This is a genomic window from Pseudomonas sp. D3 (assembly GCF_029320995.1).
Taxonomy (GTDB): Bacteria; Pseudomonadota; Gammaproteobacteria; order Pseudomonadales; family Pseudomonadaceae; genus Aquipseudomonas; species Aquipseudomonas paraveronii.
Map to the genome: position 1 here is coordinate 3945422 of NZ_CP119772.1, position 23015 is coordinate 3968436.

Below are 23015 nucleotides of genomic sequence, written 5' to 3' on the forward strand. Positions count from 1 at the left end.
GTCAACCTTGTGGCGCGGTGAGCACGCTGCGCACCCGTTGCGTCAGCGCTTCGGGGCTATAGGGCTTGCTCAGCAGATGAATGTCGGGGCTCAGCAGGTGAGTGCCGGACAGGATGTCGCGGGTATGGCCCGAGGTGAACAACACCGGCACCGGGGGCAACTGTGCGCGGGCCCACTCGGCCAGGTCGATACTCTTGATCCGCCCGGGCATCACCACGTCGGTGAAAATCAGGTCGGGCCGCACACCGCCCTGCAAGGCTTGCATCGCCCGGTCGCCATCCTCGGCGGTCAGCACGGTGTAGCCGGCCTGTTTCAGCAGTTCCACCACGGTCACCCGCACGTCTTCGTTGTCCTCGACCACCAGGATGGTTTCCTGGCCCACGGCATGTGGCACAGGCTCGGCGTGGGGCTCGGGGGTTTCTTCACCCAAGCTGCGCGGGAAATACATGTGCACCACGGTGCCCTTGCCTTCCTCGCTCGACACCTCGACATGCCCGCCGCTTTGCCGCACGAAACCAAACACCATGCTCAGGCCCAGGCCGGTGCCGTGGCCGTCACGCTTGGTGGTGAAGAACGGCTCGAATACCCGCGCCAGGATCGCCTTCGGCATGCCCACGCCGATATCGGTGACGGCCAGGCGCACATACTCGCCGGGCTGCAGACTTTTACCGGTGCAATCTCGCGGGTTGAGGATGATATTTTCGCCTGTGATGCGAATCACGCCCTCGCCTTTCATGGCGTCCCGCGCATTGATCGCCAGGTTGAGCAGTGCGTTTTCCAACTGGTTGCGGTCGACATGGATGCACCAGCAATCCTGGGGTAGTTGCACCTCGATCTGAATGGTTTCACCCAGCGCACGTTGCAGCAGTTCACCGAGGCTGGCATAGATGCGCTGCGGGTTGTAGACCGCCGGTGAGAGTGGTTGGCGGCGCGCGAAAGCCAGCAATTGCGAGGACAGCTTGGCACCGCGCTCCACCGCCGCGATGGCGGCACTGACACGCCGCTGTACCTGGGGGTTATCCGGTTCATGACGGGCCAGCAGGTGCAGGTTGCCAGCGATCACTTGCAGCAGGTTATTGAAGTCGTGGGCCACGCCGCCGGTCAGCCCGCCAATGGCTTCGAGCTTTTGCGACTGGCGCAACTGCTCCTCGGCGGCGGAGCGCGCCTGCACTTCAGCCGCTACGCGCTGTTCCAGGTTATGGGTCAGTTCCTCGCGCAAGCGTTCGGAAATCACATGGGCAGTGGTCTCCACCACAATCGCCAACACCCCGGCCGGTTGTTGGTCATCGCCGGCGACGGGGCTGTAGTAGAGGTCCAGCCACACGTCTTCCGGCTTGCCGTTGCGCAACAGCACCAGGTCCTTGTTGTGATAGGACAGGGTGCCGCCCGCCAGGCAGGTATCCACCACATACCGGTTGAAGTCGGCCACTTCCGGCCAGCCCAGCTCCACCGGCGTGCCCAGCAGATACGGGTGGCGGCCACCGGCAAACGCCGAGTAGCTGTCGTTGTAGATCATGTAACCCGCCCGCCCCCAGAGCATCACCATGGGCACGGGCGACGCCAGCAGCATCTGCACGGTACAGGCCAGGCTGGTGGACCAGCGATCGATCGGCCCGAGGTCGGTGTTAGACCAGTCGAAGTCGCGGATTCGCTGGGCCATTTCACCGCCCCAGCCTTCGCAGCCATGGGTATTGGATAAAAAACGCATCGGTGGGCTCTTGGCGAAGAGAAGCGTTGGTTGGGGGTGCTGCACCGCTGATAAAAACTTGGAGCTTGTCGGCAATCATTCGTTTCATTGCATATAGCTTATCCACGGAGGTCCGGCCAACTTCTGTCAGTGAAAATCCCGACTGCGCACCGCAACGCCTTCCAGCAACGGCGACAGATCGGTGAGACGCCCGGCGATCAGGTGCCGCACCTCGCCCACCGCCTCCCAGCGCCCGTCCACCTTGAGCAGACGCGAGCCTACCAAGGCTTGGCGCTGGCGTTCTGCCAGGTCGCGCCAGACCACCACATTCAGGTTGCCGAACTCATCCTCCAACGTCACAAAGGTCACGCCGCTGGCGGTGCCGGGGCGCTGGCGACCGGTCACCAGCCCGGCGACGCTGACAGTGCGTCCATGCTCCACCGCCATCAGCTCAAGGGAACTGCGGCAGCGGCGTTTGCGCAACTCTTCACGCAGCAACGCCAACGGATGCGGGCCGAGGGTCGTGCCGACCGTGGCGTAATCGGCCTGCAGGTCCTCGCCCACCGTCGGCGCTGGCAGTTCCACCCGCGCTTCGTCAGGGCTGGGCAGGCCGGCGAACAGCCCAAGTTGCTTGTGTACCCCCGCCACGTCCCAGCGCGCCTTGTGCCGGTTGCCGACCAAGGCCCGCAAGGCTCCGGCATCCGCCAGCAAGGCCTGGGCACGGGTATCCAGCCCGGCGCGTTGGTCCAGGTCGGCAATGTCGCTGAATGCACGGCGCTGGCGCGCAGCTTCGATACGCCGCCCATCCTCCTCGCGAAACCCCGCGATCATGCGCAAACCCAGGCGAATCGCCGGTTGCTCGCCGGCGATGGGTTCCAGGCTGCACTCCCAGTCACTGGCCTGCACATCCACCGGGCGGATCTGCAAGCGATGGCGCCGGGCGTCCTGCAGGATCTGGTCCGGGCTGTAGAAACCCATGGGCCAGCTGTTGATCAACGCACAGGCGAAGGCCGCCGGTTCATGGCATTTGAGCCAGCAACTGGCGTAGGTCAACAAGGCAAAACTGGCGGCGTGGGACTCGGGAAAGCCATAGCTGCCAAAACCCTTGATCTGCTCGAAAATCTGCGCGGCAAAGGCTTCGCTGTAGCCGTTTTTGAGCATGCCGGTGCGCAGGCGTTGCTGGTGCGGTTCGAGGCCGCCGTGACGTTTCCAGGCCGCCATGGAACGACGCAACTGATCGGCTTCGCCAGGGCCGTAATCGGCGGCGACCATGGCGATCTGCATCACCTGTTCCTGGAACAGCGGCACGCCGAGGGTGCGTTTGAGTACCGCTTCAAGCTGCGGCGACGGATAGGTGGTGGGCTCCTCCTTGTTCCGCCGCCGCAGATACGGATGCACCATGCCGCCCTGGATCGGACCCGGGCGCACGATGGCGACTTCAATCACCAGGTCATAAAAGGTTTGCGGCTTGAGCCTGGGCAACATCGACATCTGCGCCCGCGACTCGATCTGGAACACGCCGAGGGTGTCGGCCTTGCTGATCATCGCGTAGGTGGCCGGGTCTTCCTTGGGGATCGTCGCCAGGCACAGGTCGAGGCTGCGGTGGCGACGCAGCAGGTCGAAACAACGGCGGATCGCGCTGAGCATGCCCAGGGCAAGGATATCCACCTTGAGCAGGCCGACGGCGTCGAGGTCGTCCTTGTCCCACTGGATGATGGTGCGCTCGGCCATGGCCGCATTTTCCACCGGCACCAGGGTGTCCAGCGGGTGTTCGGAAATCACGAAGCCGCCGGGGTGCTGGGACAAATGCCGGGGGAAGCCGATCAGTTGCTGGGTCAGCGTGAGCACGCGGCGCAGCACCGGGCTGTCGGGGTCGAAACCGCCTTCGCGCAAGCGCTCCACGGGCGGTGCATCGTCACTCCAGCGCCCGCAGCACTCGGCCAGCGCATTGACCTGGTCCGGCGGCAAACCCAGGGCCTTGGCCACATCGCGCACCGCGCCGGCAGCGTGGTAGCTGCTGACCACTGCCGTCAGTGCGGCGCGGGTGCGGCCATAGCGCTGGAACACGTATTGCAGCACCTCTTCGCGGCGTTCGTGTTCGAAGTCGACATCGATGTCCGGCGGCTCGTTACGCTCCCTGGACAGGAAGCGCTCGAACAGCATGTTCATCAGGCTCGGGTTGATCTCGGTGATGCCCAGGGCGAAACACACCGCCGAGTTGGCCGCCGAACCCCGGCCCTGGCACAGGATCGAACGGCTGCGGGCAAAGCGCACGATGTCATGCACGGTGAGGAAATAGCTTTCGTAACCCAGCTCGCTGATCAGCTCCAGTTCGTTATTGATCTGCTGCAAGGTCTTCGCGTCGACCCCTTGCGGCCAGCGCCGGGCGATGCCTTCTTCGGTGACGGCGCGCAGCCAGGATCGGGCGTCATGGCCGGCGGGCACCAGCTCACGCGGGTACTGGTAGCGCAGTTGGCTGAGGTCGAAGGTACAGCGGCGGGCGATGGCCAGGGTTTCGTCGAGCAACGACGGCGGATACAGCGCCTGTAACGCCGGCAGGCTGCGCAGATGCCGCTCGCCATTGGGATGCAGGCGCGTACCGGCTTCGGCCACCGGCACGTGGTGACGGATGGCGGTCATGGTGTCTTGCAGGGCGCGGCGGCCGCGTGCATGCATATGCACATCGCCGCAGGCCACTGCCGGGAGCTGCAAGGTCGCAGCCAGTTGCAGGCGTTGCTCCAGGTGGCGCGCATCATTCTGCCCGCAGTGCAAATGCACCGCCAGCCACAGGCGCCCGGCGAAGGTGCGGCGCAGCCATTGGATCGAGGCCTGGGTGTCGCGGTCTTCGGCGATCCAGAGCGCCAACAGGCCGGGCAGCGGTTGGTCGAAGTCTTCTTGCAGCAGGCGATAACGGCCCTTCTCCGCCCGCCGCCGGGCCAGGGTGATCAAGCGGCACAGGTGTTGGTAGCCGCTGAGGTCTTCCACCAGCAGCAGCAGTTTCGGGCCGTTTTCGAGGCGCATCTCGCTGCCGATAATCAGCGGCAAGCCCACGGCCTTCGCCGCCTGCCAGGCGCGCACGATGCCGGCCAGGGTGCATTCGTCGGTGATCGCCAGGGCGCTGTAGCCCTGGCGCTTGGCCCGCTCGAACAACTCCAGCGCCGTGGAGGCACCGCGCTGGAAGCTGAAATTGGACAGGCAATGCAGCTCGGCGTAGCTCATGCAAACCAGCCTTGCAGCCACAACCCATCGCTGTGCCCCACGGTGCGGTAGGCCCAGCCTTGCTGGCCGGCGCGGGTCTGGATCAGGTAATAGTCGCGGCGGATATCGGCGCCATCCCACCAGCCCGATTCAATGCGCTCCGGGCCCATCAGGATCTGCACGCCCGGCTCGGCCAGTAAGGTCGGCTCGTTGAGCAGCCAGCCGGGGCGCTGGACGTTGTTCAAGGTTGGGCACGGGGTTTTATCGGCCGCCGCTTGCCAGGCGCATTCGGGGCGGTGGTCGGCGTGAAAGCGCAGGCCTTGCACCGCTTCGTCGCCAAGCCGCGCGCGCAGGCGTTCGCGCAGTTGCTCCCAGGGCAGTGTCTGTTGCGGGCGGTCATCGAACAGGTCCTGGCGTTGCGGCACGAACACCGGCAGGTCCTGGGCCACCAGGCGAAAACCGCGCACGGGTGCGCTGACTTGCACCTGCTCCAGGCGCCCACGGGCCAGTTCGAACAGCATCGCCGCGTCACGCTCGGCGCTGAGCAGGCCGACCTTGATCACGCTGTCCGGGGCCTGGGCGTGTTCCAGGTGCAGGTCGAAACGCTGCACGCCACTGTCGCGGCCACAGAGGAAGGCGGACAGGTCACCGGTCAGACGGCGCAGCGGAAATAGCAGGGCCTGGTGGGATTGCACGTCGAAGTTCAGCTCGATGCGCACATCGAAGCGGTCCGGCGGCTGATAGAACCCCAGGGCCAGCGGCCGCTGCCCGCTCAGGGCATCCAGGTGTTTGAGCAACGCCGCATCAAAGCGCCGCGCCAAGGTGTGCCGGGGCAACGCCTGCACCTGGGCCAGGCTGCGCAAGCCCATGCGCGATAAGGCGATAGCGGCCTGCGGATCAAGGCCGGCGCGGTCAATGGGCAGCGGCGCCAAGGCCTGCATCAATGCCTGATCATCGGCCACGGCCAAGCCATTGTAGAGGTTCGCCAGCACCCGCGCCGCCGCCGGGTTGGGGGCGGCGACGATGCGATGACGAAAGCCCAGCTCGGTCAGCTCTTTGCGCAGGCGTGCCTCAAAGCGCGGCCAAGGCCCGAACAGGCCCAGGCTCGACTCGATCTCAAACAGCAAGGCGCGTGGGTAAAACACGCTGACCTGGGAACTGAACTGGTAGGCCCAGGCCGCCAGAAACTGCTGCCAGCGTTCGATTTCCACGGGGTCGTATTCGGCGCAGGCAAAGGTGTTGACCAGGGCATGCGCCGCCGTCAGGGATTGACCGGGGCGCAGGCCCAAGGCGTGCGCGGCCGCATTGACGGTTTGCAGGACGCGCCGCTGCGGCGTACCGGCCAGCAGCGCCAGCGGCTCGTGCGGCGCCGGATGCATGCGCTGCACCGCGTCCAGCGCCAATTGCGGAAAGACAATACAGACCCAGCGCATGCCAACCTCAGTGCCCGACCAGGGCAATCGGCGCCGGGTGGGCCAGCCCGCCCCGGCACTTGAGCACCCGCACTTGCGCGGGCCGAGCGTCGACCGCCAGGCGCAAGGCGGCCGGCGAGGCGTTGAGCGCTTCACTCAAGGCGCGCCAGGCAAACGCCAGGGTCTGCCCGGTTTCCGCCGCCACCTGCAAGCGCCGCAAGGCACGATCATCGGCCTTGCGCGGCCAGCACAACACCGCGCCGCAACTGCCGGAACGCAGGCACTGCTCGACCGCCCACAGCGCATCCCGCTCCTCGGCGCGGACCACCGAGAGCTGGCGCACATCCACCCCGGCGTTCTGCCAGGCGTGGGGGTACGGCGTGTAGGGCGGCGCCACCAGCACTATGCGCTCCCCCGCCGCCGACAACCGCGCCAGGGTTGGCAACACCAGTTGCAGTTCGCCCACGCCGTCCTTGGCCATCAGGATTTCGCTGAGGGCCGACTCCGGCCAGCCGCCCGTGGGCAGCACCGCATCCAGCGCCGCCAGCCCCGTGGGGTGGACGCTGGCCGGTGGCGCGGCGGGCCGGCCCTTCCAGACGCGCCCGCCATTGAACAGCGCGTCCAGGGCAACGACGGCGCCCATCAGCCTTGCCTCACCAGGCCGCAGAACACGCCTTCGATGGCCAGGTCCTGATCGGGCCCGACCACGATGGGTTGATACGCGGGGTTGCGCGGCAGCAGGCGCACGCTGTCGCCATTGCGTTCGAAACGCTTGATGGTGACTTCACCGTCCAGGCGCGCCACCACAATCTGCCCGTTCACGGCTTCGGCACTGCGGCGCACGCCCACCAGGTCGCCGTCGAGGATGCCGTCTTCGATCATTGAGTCGCCCTGTACCCGCAACAGATAGTCCGGGGTTTTCGCGAAAGTGGCCGGGTCGAGTTGCAGGCGGCTGTGGACTTCGGCATCGGCGCCGATGGGCAAGCCGGCGGCTACTCGGCCCAGGACTGGAATATCCAGCCATTCAGGCCGCGCTGGCTGGTTGAGCAGGCGAATGCCACGGGCTTGGTTGGGGTTGACCTCGATGAAGCCGGCTTCGGTCAGGGCCACCACGTGTTTGCGCGCGACGCTGCGGGAGGCGAAGCCGAATGCCTCGGCGATCTCGGCGAGGCTGGGGGGTTGGCCTTGTTGCGCGATGCGGTCGCGGATGAAGGTCAGGATGGCGGCGCGGCGGGGGGTTAGGGTTGTCATGGAGTACATTTGTACTCCTGTGGGAAATTTCTGACAATAGCCGCTAGTCGGGGGTTGGCCTGGGTTGGGGTGGGGTGGGTGACCGTGTACATATCCGTTATTTAGGTCACGGCGGCTTATGGTTCCGCTCTTACAGCGGGTCACTTTGGAAAAGCCCCAAAGTAACCAATGGGCTCTTGCCCCACCACTCGGCACCTCGCTTAGGCTCGGTGTGCCTAAGATCAAGATCAAAAGCCAGAGCCAGAGCCAGAGCCAGAGCCAGAGCCAGAGCCAGAGCCAGAGCCAGAGCCAGAGCCAGAGCCAGAGCCAGAGCCAGAGCCAGAGCCAGAGCCAGAGCCAGAGCCAGAGCCAGAGCCAGAGCCAGAGCCAGAGCAGAATGAGTTCTATCTGATCCATGGAGATCAAAATGTGGGAGGGGGCTTGCTCCCGATGGCGGTGTGTCAGCCACTACATGCATGACTGATCCACTGCCATCGGGAGCAAGCCCCCTCCCACATTTTTGACCGAGTTCGGCTCGCAGAACCCGGTCGGCTACAAGGCCGCTTTGCTTTTGATCTGGGGCACACCGAGCCTAGTTTTGGCTACTTTTATCGAAAAAGCGGATATCTACACGCCCCACCCTCACCACCCCTCTTTCAACATCCGCAACTCCAGATGCTGCAACAACATGATGGTCTTCCCATCCACAATCGCCCCACTCTCCACCATCGCCAGCGCCCGCTCAAACCCCAATTCCAGCACCTCGATATCCTCACCCTCCTCTTCAATCCCACCGCCCGTGCCCACCCGATCCCCCGGTTGGTACTCGCCGAGAAAAAAGTGAATCCGCTCAGTCACCGACCCCGGGCTCATGAACGCCGCATAGATCTTCTCCACATGCCCCACCCGATAGCCCGTCTCCTCCTCCGCCTCCAGGCGAATGCGTTCTTCCGGGCTGGCGTTGTCCAGCAAGCCGGCTGCGGCTTCGATCAGGTAACCGGGGTAGTCGTTGACGAAGGTGGGCATGCGGAACTGCCGGATCAGCAGCACAGTGCGCTGTGCGCGGTTGTACAACAGGATGGTCGCGCCGTTGCCCCGGTCGTACACCTCGCGGGTCTGGGCCTGCCAGTTGCCATCGCGGCGGCGTAGGTCGAAGCTGTATTTTTTCAGCAGGTACCAATTGTCCGAAAGCGTCTCTTCGGCGGTGATGCGAACGGGGCTGTTGTCCATGGTCGGGCCTTTGCTCAAAGGAGCAGGAGCATGTCGCGGTGGCAAGGTCAGCGTCAAGCGGGTCGCATACCGCTACAATCGCGCCCACAAAAGGTCTCTGCAAGGGCAAGGCAATGTCGCTGCATATCCCGACGCTACTGATAGTGGCCGTGTTCGTGTTCTGCCTGATGGGCCTGCTCACCGTGCATGCCTGGAGCCGTGGCCGTGAGCCAACCTTGGGCTATCTCGGCATCATGCTGCTGCTCGCCTCCCTGGGCACCGGGCTGATCGTGGTGCGCGGCGTGGGCGTGGACTTTGTCGCATTGATCCTGGGCAATGTCGTGCTAGTGCTCAGCGCTGCGATGAACTGGACCGCCATGCGCACCTTCGTGCAACGCAAGCCCAGCCTGCCGGGGATTTTTGCCGGGTGTGGCGTGTGGCTGTTGATGTGCCTGCTGCCGCAGTTCTATGGTTCGCTGTCCGCGCGGGTCACCCTGTATTCGCTGCTGGCGGCCAGTTATGGCGTGCTGTCGGCCATGGAGCTATGGCGCAACCGCGCGACCCTGGAAGTCGCCTACGCCCCCGCCCTGGTGCTGACCCTTTTGCATACCGCGTTCTACGCCATACGCGCGCTCACCGACCCCGGCCTGCCGCTGAAAAACGCCCAGGCCTCGGGGGGCGAAGGCGTGCCGTTTTTTTCGTTCATGCTGTTTGAATCGATGCTGTATGCCATCGGCATTGCCTACGTCACCCTGGCGATGGTCAAGGAGCGCGCCGAGTTGCGCTTCAAGGCCGCCGCCTTCAGCGATGCACTGACCGGCGCCAGCAACCGCCGCGCCTTTATGCTCAAGGGCGAAAAACTGCTAGTCGACAGCAGCCGTCGCCAGCGCAGCGCAGCCTTGTTGCTGTGCGACCTGGACCACTTCAAGCGCGTGAACGACAGTTTCGGCCACCCCATGGGCGACCAGGTGCTGATCGCCTTCAGCCAGGTAACCCGGGCAACGCTGCGCAGCGGTGATGTGTTTGCGCGTATCGGCGGTGAAGAGTTCGCCTGCCTGCTGGCCGACAGCGATGCGGCCGGTGCGTTTGAAGTGGCCGAGCGCATCCGCCGGGGGTTTGCCGAACTGGACCTGCTGACACCAGGGTTCTTGAGTGTGAGCATCGGCATCGTGACCACCACGGCGGCAGGCCATGACCTCTCGCACTTACTGTCCCAGGCCGACCAGGCGCTGTACCAGGCCAAGGCCCATGGACGCAATCGGGTGCAGGTGGTGGCGATCGCCTGACTGGACGGCACCTGAATGCCGTAATACTTTGCAAGCAATCCCCGCCGACGGCCGTCGAATTAATGCCTGCCCCCGGTGGCCATCGGGTAAAACCCGTGCCTCGCCTTTGTCCTGGAACCTTCATGTCCTCTCGTTTTCTCTCCCGCCTGGGCCTGCGCTGGTTTCCCCTGCTGTGCATGGCCATCTTGATCCTCGGGTTGCCGGTGGGTTGCGCCGTGCTGCAACACAAAGAGCGCGAGCTGCTGTTTCGCATCGAACCGGGCACCGCCAGTTGGTACAGCGGCTTACCCAAGACGGTGCAGGAATTCGAGCTCACGCCCGCCAGTTTCAAGTCGGGACAGAACATTCACGGGTGGTGGTGGCCGGCAGACAAGAAGGACGCGCCGGCCATCCTGTACCTGCATGGCGTGCGCTGGAACCTCACCGGGCAGCTGTTTCGCATCGAGCAATTGCACGCGCTGGGCTATTCGGTGCTGGCCATCGACTACCGCGGCTTCGGCCAGAGCCAGGGCGACCTGCCCTCGGAAACCACGGTGTACGAGGATGCACGCATCGCCTGGGAACGCTTCCAACTGTTGCAACCCGACCCAAGCAAACGCCTGATCTACGGGCACTCCCTGGGCGGCGCGGTGGCAATCGACCTGGCCGCTGAACTGGGCCGACAAACCCCCTTGCCCGTGCGCGGACTGGTGATCGAATCGACGTTCACTTCCCTGGCGGATGTCGCCACTGCCATGGCGAATACCTCCTTGCCGGTGCGCTGGCTGCTGTCGCAGAAATTCGATTCGATCGACAAGATTGCCGACATCCATATGCCCCTGCTGGTGGTCCACGGCCTGGACGACCTCTATGTCCCTGCGCGGTTCAGCGAGCAACTATTTGCCGCCGCCCAGGAACCCAAGCGGCTGTTGCTGGTGCCTGGCGCCAGCCACAACAACAGCATGAGCCTGGCCGGTCGCAGCTATCGCAAAGCACTGGACAACCTGATGCAGGCGAAGATGCCGACACAGGTTGTCACCCACTCAACTGGGCACACCAACGACTCATAAAGTGTGTTTTCGGCACTGGGTTCGCACGGGGCTGTCAAGCGCAAACCCAGCCTATGCTGGCCCGCGCCAGAAGTTGATCAAATATTGACCTTGGGCTGAATCGCCAACCCCCGCCGGGCCCGCGCAAAGTTATCCACAGAGATACCCACGGTTTTCGTGGACAACTCTTTTTATTTTTTTACGATTTTTTTGCTCAACCCGCACCTTGGGGAAAGGTGCCAGGCAGCAAAATATCGCGATTCACATTGCGTATATCGTTATACCCGCACAGCGCCATCGACACGTCCAACTCGCGGGCGATGATCTCGAGCGCCTTGGTCACCCCCACTTCACCCATCGCGCCCAAACCGTACAAATGCGGGCGACCGATCATGGTGCCTTTGGCGCCCAATGCCATCGCCTTGAGCACGTCCTGGCCGGAACGGATACCGCCATCGAGCCACACTTCAATACGTTCGCCCACCGCCTCGACGATCGCCGGCAATTGGCTGATGCTCGACGGCGCGCCATCCAGCTGACGACCACCGTGATTGCTCACCACCAACGCATCGGCGCCGGCATTCGCGGCCAGGCGCGCATCTTCCACATCGAGGATGCCCTTGATGATCAGCTTGCCGCCCCAGCACTTCTTGATCCACTCCACATCGTCCCAGCTCAGGCGCGGGTCGAATTGCTGGGCGGTCCACGACGACAGCGAACTCATGTCGGCCACGCCTTTGACATGCCCAACGATATTGCCGAAGCCATGGCGCTTGGTGCCGAGCATGCCCATCACCCAGCGCGGCTTGGTCATCATGTTGAGGATATTTGGCAGGGTCAGCCTGGGTGGCGCCGATAGGCCGTTGATCAGGTCCTTGTGGCGTTGCCCGAGGATCTGCAGGTCCAGCGTCAACACCAACGCATCGACACCCGCGGCCTTGGCGCGCTCGATCAACTGTTCGATAAAGGCGCGGTCGCGCATCACATAGAGTTGAAACCAGAACGGCTGGCCGACCTGTTCGGCGATGTCTTCCAGGGAGCAAATGCTCATGGTCGACAAGGTGTAGCGCAGGCCAAAGGCCGCAGCGGCGCGGGCCGTGAGAATCTCACCATCGGCATGCTGCATCCCGGCCAGGCCAGTGGGCGCCAGGGCGACCGGCATGGCCATGTCCTGGCCGATCATGGTGGCGCGGATCGAGCGCTCATCGATATTGCGCGCCACCCGTTGGCGGAATTTGATCTGGGCAAAATCGCTTTCATTTGCCCGGTAAGTGCTTTCAGTCCAAGAACCGGAATCGGCGTAGTCGTAAAACATCCTTGGAACGCGTTTTTGCGCCAGCTTGCGTAAGTCTTCGATGGTTGTGATCAACGACATCGGGGTTACCTCTCCCTGAACTGAGTAGGAAGAGTAACCGCCCATCGGCCGTACAACCAGTCATTGCGTTTATATCGACGGCTGACTACAGCGGCCGGCCTTGAATGCAAACAGGCGCCCATCGGCGTAATGCCAGTCAGTTAAGGAAGAACGCTCCCTCGCCACGGGTTAGCGGTTACCTGCTCTATCGCTTAACTGACCAGCATTAGCCCATCGGCGCCTGTTTTTTGCGGATATCACCTAGCTTTTACGCGGTTCCTGCATCTCTCGCTTGGGCCCCGCCATCACCCAGGCGATCAGCCCCAGCAACGGCACAAAGATCAGGACCACCAACCACAACCCCTTGGTCTCCCAGCCGCTGGTGCTGCGCAATACAATGTTGATCGCCCACAATTCCAACAGCAGCAGAATCACTGCCAATGCGATCCAGATATATTCGATTTGCATGGTTCACCTCCTGAGGTCTATGCGTTAGGTCAAGCATCCGACCTCAGGGTTCCATCGAATTTGCTGCGAAAAACCCTCGTCAAAGCCTCAAGGCACGAAACCCAAACGCTGCTCAGGCCGCTGACGGCTCGTCCGTGGCGGATGGCTCGGGGGTGAGCCCCCAGTCGCCATGCTCGTACCAGTCATCACCGATCATCTCGGCCGGGTGCATGGTGCGGTCGGCGCCGTTGCCACAGGCCAGGTCGGTCGTGGCGCAATAGCGGTCGCAGCCCCAACAGATGCGTTCGGGGTGCTTGGGGTGCAGCGGAAAAGGCTTGGCCATGACGAGGTTCCCTACCGGCGAACAATAGCGCCAACCTAACCTGAGCAGGGCAGGATGGCCTTGACCGCCGTCAAGGTCGGGCAACATGAAATATCGCCTAAACTTGACAAGAATCATTATTGTTTACGGTCAACCTTTCTAGACTCGGGTTCTCTCCCCTCCCCCGTCAGGAAGCCTCCATGCGTATCCCTTCTTCAGTGTCCCTGATCCTGCTGTTGTCCACCTCTGCGGCGTTCGCCAAGGAGTACCCGATCGGCGAGCCGCAGCACTGCCCAGGGTTGGAAATCGGCGCGGTGTACCTGCAACCGATCGAGATGGCGCCCGCCGGCATGATGCGCGCCACCGCCGACTCCGACGTCCACCTTGAAGCCGATGTACGCGCCACGGCGGACAATGCCCAAGGCTTCCAGGAGGGCAGTTTCGTGCCGTACCTGAACCTGGCCTTTTCCTTGAAAAAGCAAGGCAGCGACACGCCGATCACCGGTGATTTCCACGCCATGGTCGCCAATGACGGGCCGCACTACGGCGACAACGTCAAGCTGCAAGGCCCGGGCAAATACACCCTGACCTTCAGCGTATTGCCGCCCAGCGGCCACCAGTCCCTGGGCCGCCATACCGACAAGGAAACCGGCGTCGCACCGTGGTTCGAACGCTGCGAAGTGCATTACGAATTCGTCTACGCCGGCATCGGCAAGAAAGGCGGCTACTGATGCGCCGCGCCCTGCTGCTGGGCAGCGTGCTGCTGAGCGGCGCGGCCGTGGCAGCGCCGTTGCCCACCTATGAACTGAGCCTGCAGGACGGCCACTTCATCCCTCCGCAACTCACGGTCAAGGCCGGTGAGCGCTTCAAGATCGTGCTGCACAACCTCGGCCAAGGCCCGGCCGAATTCGAGAGCACGCCGCTGCGCGTGGAGAAAGTGTTGTCGCCCGGTGTGACCACCTTCGTGGTGATCCACCCGCTCACGCCAGGGCTGTATCCGTTCTTTGACGAGTTCAACCCACAGTTGCCCGAAGGCAGCATCCTCGCCCAATAGCCCCGGAAGCCGTTGATGAATCAATCGATGTTTATTGTCTGGCGCGAAAGCGTCGAGGCGCTGCTGGTGATCGGCATTCTGCAGGTCTGGATCAGCCGCCAGACCGCGCATTCGCGCCTGGGGCGTTTCCTGTGGGCCGGGGTGGTCCTGGGGTTGTTTTGCTCCGCAGGCTTGGCCGGCCTGATGCTGTGGGCCGGTGAGGCCATGACCGGCCCCCAGGGCGAATGGCTGCAAGCGGCGCTGACGTTATTGGCCAGCAGCCTGATGGTGCAGATGGTGTTCTGGATGCATCGCCACGCAGCCACGCTCAAACACACCCTGGTACGCGAAGCCGATGAACGCCTGGCCCGCCAGGGCGGATGGGGCGTGCTGTTGCTCGCGCTGTTGGCGGTGAGCCGCGAAGGCAGTGAAACCGTGGTGTTCCTATACGGTGCCGGCGCACGTCTGCAGGGCCCGGCGCTGAACCTGTTCGCCATCGGCGGCGTGCTGGGCCTGGTGTTGGCGGGGCTCACGGTGCTGCTGTTACGCAGTACGCGGCGCTTCATTTCCTGGTCGCTGTTTTTCGCCTTCAGCGAAGCGCTGTTGCTGCTGTTGGGCGGAGCCTTGCTGGTGGCGGCCGTGGACCGTATCAGCGGGCAATTGCTGGCAATGGACATGCCCGAGTGGGTCTATTCCAGCTTCGGTGAAAGCCGCTGGGACAGCAGCGCCCTGCTCAGTGACAGCCACGGCTTGGGGGCGCTGCTGGCAGACTTTGTCGGCTACCGCGCCGCGCCGAGCCTGGTGACCGTGCTGGTGCTGCTCGGTTATTGGCTGTGGGTGGGCAACGGCCTGCGCCGCTCGCGGCACGCCGCATGAGCTGGCTGCAGCGCCTGGGCGATGGCATGCGTCGCCATGCCCGGCTGATCCGTGCCGTGCAATGGGCCGTGGTGTTGATCTACGCCGTGCTGCTGGTGCTGCCGGCGCTGCTGCCGTTGCCGGACAGCCAGGCACGCCTGGTGAACAACCTGACGCTGCTTGCGCAATTCATCTTCTGGGGCCTTTGGTGGCCGTTCGTGTTGCTCTCGATGGTGCTGTTCGGGCGCCTGTGGTGCGGCGTGCTCTGCCCGGAAGGTTCCCTGAGCGAATGGGCCAGCCAGCACGGGCGCGGCCTCGGCATTCCGCGCTGGGTACGCTGGGGTGGTTGGCCGACGCTGGGCTTTTGCCTGACCACCCTCTATGGCCAATTGATCAGCGTGTATGACTACGCCCAGGCCGCCTTGCTGATCCTCGGCGGCTCGACCCTCGCTGCGGTGATCACCGGCCTGTTGTTCGTGCGCGGCAAGCGCGTGTGGTGTCGGTACCTGTGCCCGGTCAGCGGCGTCTTCGCCCTGCTCGCCCGCCTGGCGCCGGTGCATTTCGCGGTGGATGAGCAACGCTGGAAAGCCAACGACGCACCGCGCCTGCCGCTGCCCAACTGTGCGCCGCTGTTGGATATCCGCCGCCTGCAAGGGGCCAGCGAGTGCCACGCTTGCGGCCGCTGCAGTGGGCAACGTGGCGCGGTGCACCTGATCGCCCGTTCGTGCAATCAGGAGATCCTGCAGGCGCCCCATCAGCAAGGCTCGGTGTGGGACGCGCGCCTGTTGCTGTTTGGTGTGATCGGTTTGGCGATGGGGGCTTTTCAATGGACCGTCAGTCCGTGGTTTATCGCGCTTAAACAAAGCCTGGCGACGTGGCTGGTCAGCCATGACTGGTTGTGGCCATTGCAAGACAACGCGCCGTGGTGGCTGCTGACCCATTATCCGCAGCTCAATGACAGCTTCAGTTGGTTGGATGGCGTGTGCATTGTGCTGTATCTGGGGGGGAGCTCGTGGGTGTTGGGGGGTGGCTGCTGGCTGCTGCTGCGCCTGGCGGCGCGGGTGGCGGGTGATCGTGCGCTGTTTCGGCCCCTGGTACTGACGCTGACGCCCTTGGGGGGTGCGGGGTTGTTCCTCGGGTTGTCGGCGACCACGGTGAAGTTGTTGCGGTATGAGGGGTTGGGGTTGGCTTGGGTGCAATCGGCGCGGGCGGTGTTGTTGATGGCGGCGGTTGGGTGGTGTTTGTGGTTGGGGTGGCGGCAGCTTCGGGGGGTTGGGGGGCTGCGGCGTTGGGGTGGGTGGTTGTGTGTGGGGGTGAGTGTTGGGTTGGTGGGAGGTGGGTGGTGGTTGCAGTTTTGGGGGTGGGGTTGAGTGCCGTTTTTTCGGGGATGGCGGTTGAGTGCATATCCGTTTTTTTGGTAACGGCGGCTTATGGTTCCGCTCTTACAGCGGGTCACTTTGGAAAAGCCCCAAAGTAACCAAAGGGCTCTTGCCCCACCACTCGGCACCTCGCCTAGGCTCGGTGTGCCCGAACGCAGGCTTGAATCCGTGGGCCGCCGTCATGGGCCATCCTTGGCCCAGGACGGCTAACCCGGCGTCCTGCCGGGTTACCCACGGATTCAAGCCTGCGTTCGGCCAGCGTGGTTTTACGGGGCGCCTAAGATCAAGATCAAAAGCCAGAGCCAGAGCAAGAGCAAGAGCAAGAGCAAGAGCAAGAGCAAGAGCAAGAGCAAGAGCAAGAGCAAGAGCAAGAGCAAGAGCAAGAGCAAGAGCAAGAGCAAGAGCAAGAGCAAGAGCAAGAGCAAAGCAGAATGAGGTCTATCTGATCCATGGAGATCAAAATGTGGGAGGGGGCTTGCCCCCGATAGCGGTGGATCAGTCATGCATGTATTGGCTGACACACTGCTATCGGGGGCAAGCCCCCTCCCACATTTCTGACCGAGTTAGGCTTCCAGGATCAGGTAGGCTATAAGGCCGCCTTGCTTTGCTTTGCTTTGGCTTTTGATATGGGGCGCCCCGTAAACCACGCTGGCCGAACGCAGGCGAGGTGCCGAGTGGTGGGGCAAAGACCTTTTGGTTACTTTTGGGGCGTTTGCCAAAAGTGACCCACTGTAAGAGCGGAACCAATAGCCGCCGTTACCTAAATAACGGATATGCACACCGTATCCCCCCCTTAAACCTTAAACCGCGCCACCGTCTGATGCAGCTCCCCCGCCATCCCCGCCAGATCATGCCCTGCCGTCTCGGTATGCAAAGCTCCCTGCAACACCTGCTGCGACAGGTTTCGAATCCCCACCAGGTTGCGATCCACTTCCCGCGCCACCAGTGCCTGTTCTTCGGTGGCGCTGGCAATCATCAAATTGCGCTCATTGATCTGCGAAATCGACCGGGTGATTTCATCCAGCGCCTCCCCCGAACGCTGCGCCACGCCCAAGGTCGTCTGCACCCGCTCGCTGCTGTCGTGCATCGCGGCCACGGCGTGTTCGGTGTCCTGGCGGATGTTGCCGATCATCTGCTCGATCTCCTGGGTCGAGGTCTGAGTACGATGGGCCAGTGCGCGCACTTCATCGGCGACCACCGCAAAACCGCGCCCGGCATCGCCGGCCCGGGCCGCTTCGATCGCGGCGTTGAGGGCCAGCAGGTTGGTCTGGTCAGCGATGCTGCGGATCACGTCCAGCACGCCGCTGATGTCTTGCACGCGGCCGGCGAGTTGCTGGATACGTTCGGAGGTTTCCACCACGCCGGTGGCCAGGGTGTTGATCGAGGCCACGGTTTCCTGCACCTGCGCCCGCCCAAGCTGGGCGGTCTGTTCCGACAGGCGCGAGGCTTCGCTGGTGCTCACGGCGTTGCGCGCCACTTCGTCGACGGCGGCAGTCATTTCATTCACCGCCGTGGCGGCCTGTTCGATTTCCTGGCCCTGCAACTGCAGGCTGCTGCTGGTCTGGCTGCTGACCGCACTCAACTCTTCCGACGAGCTGGCCACGCCATCCACCGAGGCGGCGATCTGCCGGACCATCTGGTTAAGACTCTGCTGCATCCGGTGCAGGTTGCGCATCACGCTGCCGTCGGCACTGTTGCCCAGCGGCACGTCGATGGTCAGGTCGCCCTGGGCGATATGGTTGAGCACCCGCGCCACCTCGTCCGGCTCGCCGCCCAAAGGTCGGGTGACGCTGCGCGTGACGATCACGGCGGCCGCCACGACCAGGGTCACGCACAGCAGCAACAGCCCGATCATCGTGCGGCGCGCATCGTCGTAGAGGATTTGCGCAGCTTGCTCGCGCTCGACAAACAGCCGGCCCTGCATAGCCATCAACGCATCGAGGCTCTTGAACACGTCAAGTTCGGCCGGCACTACCTGCTGTTTGAGCTGGGCCAGGCCCTGCTCGCGGGCGCCCTGCTTGATCAGCGCCTGCACCTGGGTAAAGGCCGCGACGTAGGTTTCCCGATGGGTTTTCAACGCGGCATACGCCGCCTTGCCTTCGGCGGTATCGAACAGCGGCTCGAGGGTGGCGAACGCCTGGGTAATGCGCTGCCGGGTGGTGCCGATGGCCTCCTGGGCCGGCTGGTTATCCTGGTCGATCAGCAGGTCGCGGGTGTTGCGCCCGTTATCGCGCACGCCGGTGGCGATCACCATGATCGGTGCGATTCTCGGCCAGTCCTGCTGCACGATCTGTTCGGATTGTTGCTTGAGGGTTGCCAGGTCGTGCAAGGCGTAAAACACCAAACCGACCAGAGCCAGCGGCGCAATCGCGAAGCCGATGACAATGCGTTGTGCCGTGGTTAACTGCGTCATTCTAAACATTCCTTGATGAATATCGGCCCGAAACGGGCAACATCTTTAAAAATCCTGGGAGGGCGATCGGTCACCCTCGTAATACAAAAGCCGGAAACAACTCGCGCATGCGCCCCCATAACTCCGGCAACGCCATCTGTGCCGGAGCAATCGGCAGTTGCTCATCGAGCATGCTCGCCGTGCGTACCATCTGCACGGCGAAGCGCTTGACACCACTGGCTTGCAATCGCTGGGCCAGGCGTAACAGGCGCGTCGGGTCGATCAGGTGCCAATGCACCGTGGTGCGGCATTCGTAGTCCACGCCACTGGCCAACAAGGTCTCCAAACTGCGCCAATTGGCGGCGCCGCTGCCTTTGACCTGGGTGATCATTTGATAGTCCTCGACCAGGGCCTTCACATCGAAACCCACCCAGTCAGCATGGCGCAGCGCGTTGGCAAAGCCTGCCGGCTTGATCCCCGCGCTGTGCAGGCCCACGCGAAAGCCCATGGCGCGCACTTCGTCCATCGCCGCCGGCAAGCCTTCCTGCAGGGTCGGCTCACCGCCGCTGAACACCACCGCGTCCAACAGGTCCTGGCGGCGCTGCAAAAACAGCAGAACCCGGCGCCAATCGATCTCTGCGCTTCCGCGCGGTGTGATCAGGTCCGGGTTATGGCAATAACGACAGCGCCAGGCGCAGCCCTGGCAGAACAGCACGCAGGCGAGCATGCCAGGGTAGTCGAGGGTGGTCAGGGGCACCATGCCCCCAACCCGTAGCATTCGACTCATTGGCGCCCGGCCGCACAAGCCGCTTCGGTAAAGTGAACACGCTCCTTGTGCTCGGACTGTTTGCCGGGGTTGAACGCGGACACCGGCCGGTGGTAACCCATCACCCGGGTCCAGACTTCGCAGCGCTGACGTTGTGGCTGGGATGTTTGCATGGTGAATCTCCTTGCGGGTTGAAAAACAGGTTCAGGACTGGGCAGCAAGCGCGAGGATTTCATCGCACTTGGGACAGAACTCGTGTTCGCCGGCGAGGTAGCCGTGCACCGGGCAGATCGAGAAGGTCGGGGTCACGGTCAGGTACGGCAGGCGGAAACGCCCCAGCGCTTTGCGCACCAATTGCTTGCAGGCCTGGGCCGAGGAAATCTGTTCGGCCATGTACAGGTGCAGCACGGTGCCGCCGGTGTATTTGCATTGCAGTTCGTCTTGCAGTTCGAGGGCTTCGAAGGGGTCTTGGGTAAAGCCCACCGGCAGTTGCGACGAGTTGGTGTAGTACGGCGCATCCACGCTGCCGGCTTGCAGAATGTCCGGGTAGCGCTTGCGGTCTTCCTTGGCGAAGCGGTAGGTGGTGCCTTCCGCCGGCGTGGCTTCGAGGTTGTAGAGGTGGCCGGTTTCTTCCTGAAAGCGCAGCAAGGTGGCGCGCACATGGTCAAGCAGGCGCAAGGCAAACGCGCGCCCTTCTTCGGTGTGCGTGCCCTGCGTGTCATCGGTGAAATTGCGCAGCATCTCGTGCATGCCGTTGAGGCCGATGGTGGAGAAGTGGTTGCGCAAGGTGCCCAGGTAACGCTTGGTGTACGGGTACAACCCGGCGTCCATATGGTGCTGGATCACCTTGCGCTTGACCTCCAGGCTTTCCATGGCCATTTCCATCAGGCTGTCCAGGCGTTGCAGCAAGCCGCTGGTGTCGCCCTTGAACAGGTAACCGAGGCGCGCGCAGTTGATCGTCACCACGCCCAGGGAGCCGGTCTGCTCCGCCGAACCGAACAGCCCGCCGCCACGCTTGAGCAACTCGCGCACGTCCAGTTGCAGGCGACAGCACATGGAGCGCACCTGGTTGGGCTGCATGTCGGAATTGAGGAAGTTCTGGAAATACGGCAAACCGTAGCGCGCCGTCATCTCGAACAAGCGGTCGGCGTTCTCGCTGTCCCAGGGAAAATCATGGGTGATGTTGTAGGTCGGAATCGGGAAGGTGAACACCCGCCCCTTGGCATCCCCGGCCTGCATCACTTCGATGTAGGCGCGGTTGATCAGCTCCATTTCCGTTTGCAGGTCGCCATAGGCAAACGGCATTTCCTCACCACCGATCACCGGCACCTGCTCGCGCAAGTCTTCCGGGCAGACCCAGTCGAAGGTCAGGTTGGTGAACGGCGTCTGCGTGCCCCAGCGCGACGGCACGTTGAGGTTGTAGATGAACTCCTGCACCGCCTGGCGCACCTCGGGGTAGCTCAACTGGTCCTTGCGCACGTAGGGCGCAAGATACGTATCGAACGAGCTGAACGCCTGAGCGCCGGCCCATTCGTTTTGCAAGGTGCCGAGGAAGTTGACCATCTGCCCCAGGGCACTGCTCAAATGCTTGGGCGGCCCCGCTTCCACGCGGCCCGGCACGCCATTGAGGCCTTCGTGCAACAACGAGCGCAGCGACCAACCGGCGCAGTAGCCGGCGAGCATGTCCAGGTCATGGATATGCAGATCCGCCTCACGGTGTGCGCGGCCGATCTGCTGGCTGTAGACCTCATCCAGCCAGTAATTGGCGGTGACCTTGCCCGACACGTTCAACACCAGCCCGCCCAGGGAATATCCCTGGTTGGCATTGGCCTGCACGCGCCAGTCTTCACGGTCGAGGTATTCGTTCATCGAGGTGGCGACTTCCACCAGGGTCTTGCGATCGCGGCGCAGGCGGCCGTGCTGTTCGCGGTAGACGATATAAGCGCGCATCGACAGGAAGTACCCGGCATCCATCAACACCCGCTCGACGCTGTCCTGGATCTGCTCCACATCCAGCCGTTCGATGCCGCGCAGCCGCGCCAATACCGCGCCGAGCAACAGGTCGACCTCGGCTTCCTGATACTCGCCGGTAGCATTGCCGGCGGCGATCAGCGCCTGACGGATTTTTTCGGCGTCGAACGCAACGAGGCTGCCGTCGCGTTTGTGCAGGCGGTTACTGACCAGCGGGCTGAGCATGCTTTGCATTGGAAGGCTCCAGACACTACATATAGATTTAATAAATCTTTAAAACACAATATGCAGTGATATTACGGCTAGGCGTTTCGGCTGCCATTGATCAAGGTCAAGTCTGAACGAAGATCAAAATGTGGGAGGGGGCTTGCTCCCGATAGCGGTGTATCAGTCATGCATGTATTGACTGACACACCGCTATCGGTAGCAAGTCGAATCGTCGCACCGCCCCTCCCACAGTCAACCGCCGCTCATATTCATGAAGCGCACCACCTGCACCTCGCCTGCCCCGGTGAAATCATGGCGCAGCGGCTTGCCCCTCAACCCCTTGTGCAAGGCCTCGATCAACGGCCCATCGTCCAACGGATAACGCCGCAGCAAAGCGCGCAAGTCCACCGCGTTGTCCTGCCCCAGGCACAGCAGCAACTGCCCTTCGACGGTCATGCGCACGCGGTTGCAACTGCCGCAGAAGTTATGGGAGTTGGGTGAGATAAAGCCGATGCGCGTCCCCGGATGCCGTGCCAGGCGCACATAGCGCGCCGGGCCGCCGCTGTTTTCGGTGCTGTCGAGCACGGCATGGTGACGCGCGATCACGGCGCGCACTTCATCACTGGCACAGAACGTCTCGCCGCGTGAACGGCCCACGTCGCCCAGGGGCATTTCCTCGATAAAGCTGATGTCGATGCCTTGGTCGATCGCGTACTGCACCAGCGCGGGCACTTCATCGAAGTTGCGCCCTTTCATCACCACGCAATTGAGCTTGACCCGCTCGAACCCGGCCTCTCGCGCCGCCTCGATACCGTCCAGCACCTGGCGCAGATCACCGTTGCGGGTGATCGCGCGAAAGCGCTGCGCATCGAGGCTGTCGAGGCTGATGTTCATGCGCTTGACCCCGGCGTCCACCAGCGGCTGCGCGAGGCGTGCCAACTGCGAGCCGTTGCTGGTCATCACCAGTTCGCGCAAGCCCGGCAGCGCCGCGATGTTGCGGCACAACCCGACAATGCCCGGACGAATCAACGGCTCGCCGCCGGTCAGGCGGATCTTGCGCACGCCCTGGCCGACGAACAGCGCGGCCAGGCGTTCCAGCTCTTCCAGCGTCAGCACCTGCTGGCGCGGCAGGAACGTCATGTTTTTCGCCATGCAGTACACACAGCGAAAATCACAACGGTCGGTCACCGACAAGCGCAGGTAATTGATCGAACGGCCTACCCCATCCACCAGGCTCAT

21 protein-coding genes are annotated in these 23015 nt (G+C 63.2%); 7 read left to right on the forward strand and 14 right to left on the reverse strand.

Translation table 11 applies throughout. The features are described from left to right. Position 1: 1 nt before the first annotated feature. From P3S72_RS17885 to lexA, 5 genes are all read right to left on the reverse strand, one after another. Positions 2-1708: an ATP-binding protein gene (locus P3S72_RS17885; RefSeq protein ID WP_276193390.1), complete on the reverse strand. Its 1707-nt coding sequence runs from the start codon at positions 1706-1708 to the stop codon at positions 2-4. 126 nt (positions 1709-1834) lie between these two features. Beyond that, positions 1835-4927, reverse strand: a complete 3093-nt coding sequence (locus P3S72_RS17890) for an error-prone DNA polymerase (RefSeq protein ID WP_276193391.1) — start codon at positions 4925-4927, stop codon at positions 1835-1837. Further along, positions 4903-6318: a DNA polymerase Y family protein gene (locus tag P3S72_RS17895; protein WP_276193392.1), complete on the reverse strand. Its 1416-nt coding sequence runs from the start codon at positions 6316-6318 to the stop codon at positions 4903-4905. The genes P3S72_RS17890 and P3S72_RS17895 overlap by 25 nt, the downstream gene beginning before the upstream one ends. A 7-nt stretch (positions 6319-6325) precedes the next feature. Continuing rightward, positions 6326-6940, reverse strand: a complete 615-nt coding sequence (gene imuA / locus P3S72_RS17900; protein WP_276193393.1) for a translesion DNA synthesis-associated protein ImuA — start codon at positions 6938-6940, stop codon at positions 6326-6328. Beyond that, entirely contained in the window at positions 6940-7557 is a 618-nt protein-coding gene (gene lexA, locus P3S72_RS17905) for a transcriptional repressor LexA (protein WP_276193394.1), read from the reverse strand. Before lexA ends, imuA begins: the two co-directional genes overlap by 1 nt. 202 nt (positions 7558-7759) lie before the next feature. On the opposite strand from lexA, the gene P3S72_RS17910 reads away from it, so the two are divergent. Next, on the forward strand, positions 7760-7939 hold the full coding sequence (locus tag P3S72_RS17910; protein ID WP_276193395.1) for a hypothetical protein: 180 nt from the start codon (positions 7760-7762) through the stop codon (positions 7937-7939). Positions 7940-8169: 230 nt separating this feature from the next. Here the strand turns inward: P3S72_RS17910 and P3S72_RS17915 are convergent, their stop codons facing one another. After that, positions 8170-8757: an NUDIX domain-containing protein gene (locus tag P3S72_RS17915; protein WP_276193396.1), complete on the reverse strand. Its 588-nt coding sequence runs from the start codon at positions 8755-8757 to the stop codon at positions 8170-8172. Positions 8758-8870: 113 nt separating this feature from the next. Between P3S72_RS17915 and P3S72_RS17920 the strand changes: the two genes are divergently transcribed. Beyond that, complete coding sequence (locus tag P3S72_RS17920) at positions 8871-10022, forward strand: GGDEF domain-containing protein (protein WP_276193398.1); 1152 nt, start codon at positions 8871-8873, stop codon at positions 10020-10022. A 122-nt stretch (positions 10023-10144) separates the two neighbouring features. Then, positions 10145-11071, forward strand: a complete 927-nt coding sequence (locus P3S72_RS17925) for an alpha/beta hydrolase (protein ID WP_276193399.1) — start codon at positions 10145-10147, stop codon at positions 11069-11071. A gap of 193 nt (positions 11072-11264) precedes the next feature. Here P3S72_RS17925 and P3S72_RS17930 read toward each other — a convergent pair whose 3' ends face one another. The 3 genes from P3S72_RS17930 to P3S72_RS17940 all read right to left on the reverse strand — a co-directional run bounded on the left by P3S72_RS17930 (position 11265) and on the right by P3S72_RS17940 (position 13194). Beyond that, the gene (locus tag P3S72_RS17930) at positions 11265-12425 is read right to left on the reverse strand and encodes an alpha-hydroxy acid oxidase (protein ID WP_276193400.1); all 1161 of its coding nucleotides are present in this window, start codon (positions 12423-12425) and stop codon (positions 11265-11267) included. 240 nt (positions 12426-12665) lie between these two features. Beyond that, positions 12666-12872 (reverse strand): PLD nuclease N-terminal domain-containing protein, encoded by a 207-nt coding sequence (locus tag P3S72_RS17935; RefSeq protein ID WP_247406845.1) that lies wholly within the window; start codon positions 12870-12872, stop codon positions 12666-12668. Between the two features lie 112 nt (positions 12873-12984). Continuing rightward, a complete protein-coding gene (locus tag P3S72_RS17940) occupies positions 12985-13194 on the reverse strand; it encodes a DUF3079 domain-containing protein (RefSeq protein ID WP_276193401.1) in 210 nt (69 codons plus the stop codon). Positions 13195-13373: 179 nt separating this feature from the next. On the opposite strand from P3S72_RS17940, the gene P3S72_RS17945 reads away from it, so the two are divergent. The 4 genes from P3S72_RS17945 to P3S72_RS17960 are packed head-to-tail and all read left to right on the forward strand — an operon-like array spanning position 13374 to position 16431. Beyond that, on the forward strand, positions 13374-13904 hold the full coding sequence (locus P3S72_RS17945; RefSeq protein ID WP_276193402.1) for an iron transporter: 531 nt from the start codon (positions 13374-13376) through the stop codon (positions 13902-13904). Next, positions 13904-14227 (forward strand): cupredoxin domain-containing protein, encoded by a 324-nt coding sequence (locus P3S72_RS17950; protein WP_276193403.1) that lies wholly within the window; start codon positions 13904-13906, stop codon positions 14225-14227. Before P3S72_RS17945 ends, P3S72_RS17950 begins: the two co-directional genes overlap by 1 nt. 15 nt (positions 14228-14242) lie before the next feature. After that, positions 14243-15082, forward strand: coding sequence for an FTR1 family protein (locus P3S72_RS17955; RefSeq protein ID WP_276193404.1), 840 nt, complete (start codon positions 14243-14245; stop codon positions 15080-15082). Next, positions 15079-16431 (forward strand): 4Fe-4S binding protein, encoded by a 1353-nt coding sequence (locus P3S72_RS17960; protein ID WP_276193405.1) that lies wholly within the window; start codon positions 15079-15081, stop codon positions 16429-16431. The genes P3S72_RS17955 and P3S72_RS17960 overlap by 4 nt, the downstream gene beginning before the upstream one ends. Positions 16432-17233: 802 nt before the next feature. Here P3S72_RS17960 and P3S72_RS17965 read toward each other — a convergent pair. The 5 genes from P3S72_RS17965 to moaA all read right to left on the reverse strand — a co-directional run bounded on the left by P3S72_RS17965 (position 17234) and on the right by moaA (position 23015). After that, positions 17234-18853, reverse strand: a complete 1620-nt coding sequence (locus P3S72_RS17965; RefSeq protein WP_276193406.1) for a methyl-accepting chemotaxis protein — start codon at positions 18851-18853, stop codon at positions 17234-17236. A 70-nt stretch (positions 18854-18923) separates the two neighbouring features. Continuing rightward, positions 18924-19619, reverse strand: coding sequence for an anaerobic ribonucleoside-triphosphate reductase activating protein (locus P3S72_RS17970; RefSeq protein WP_276193407.1), 696 nt, complete (start codon positions 19617-19619; stop codon positions 18924-18926). Then, positions 19616-19771, reverse strand: a complete 156-nt coding sequence (gene nrdD / locus P3S72_RS17975) for an anaerobic ribonucleoside-triphosphate reductase (RefSeq protein WP_017849317.1) — start codon at positions 19769-19771, stop codon at positions 19616-19618. Before nrdD ends, P3S72_RS17970 begins: the two co-directional genes overlap by 4 nt. Positions 19772-19802: 31 nt before the next feature. Beyond that, complete coding sequence (locus P3S72_RS17980) at positions 19803-21803, reverse strand: ribonucleoside triphosphate reductase (protein ID WP_276193408.1); 2001 nt, start codon at positions 21801-21803, stop codon at positions 19803-19805. Positions 21804-22028: 225 nt separating this feature from the next. Beyond that, positions 22029-23015: a GTP 3',8-cyclase MoaA gene (gene moaA, locus P3S72_RS17985; protein ID WP_276193409.1), complete on the reverse strand. Its 987-nt coding sequence runs from the start codon at positions 23013-23015 to the stop codon at positions 22029-22031.